At 48.2% G+C, this 309-nt stretch carries 1 protein-coding gene; it reads left to right on the forward strand.

From position 1 onward, the window contains the following. On the forward strand, positions 1-309 hold a 309-nt coding region (locus tag OUO13_RS12870), incomplete at both ends, for a transposase (protein ID WP_283174304.1).

Genomic DNA, 309 nt, shown 5'->3' on the forward strand with positions numbered 1-309 from the left:
ATTCGACGATTTGTACTGCAATGATGGCAAGGCCGGTGGGCGTCCAGCTTATGATCCGGCGATTCTCTTGAAGATTATTCTGTTCGCTTATTCCAAAGGTATTACGTCAAGCCGCGAGATCCAGTGGTGTTGCGAACACAACATTATCTTCAAGGCCCTGTCATGCGATTCAGTTCCTCATTTCACAACCATTGCCGCCTTCGTTAGCAGCTATCCGCTGGAGATCGAACACCTGTTTGAACAGGTGCTACTGGTCTGCGATCAAGAAGGTTTGTTGGGAAAAGAACTCTTTGCCATCGATGGCTGCAA

Source organism: Parathalassolituus penaei (assembly GCF_026626885.1).
In the GTDB taxonomy this organism is placed as follows: domain Bacteria; phylum Pseudomonadota; class Gammaproteobacteria; order Pseudomonadales; family Oceanobacteraceae; genus Oceanobacter; species Oceanobacter penaei.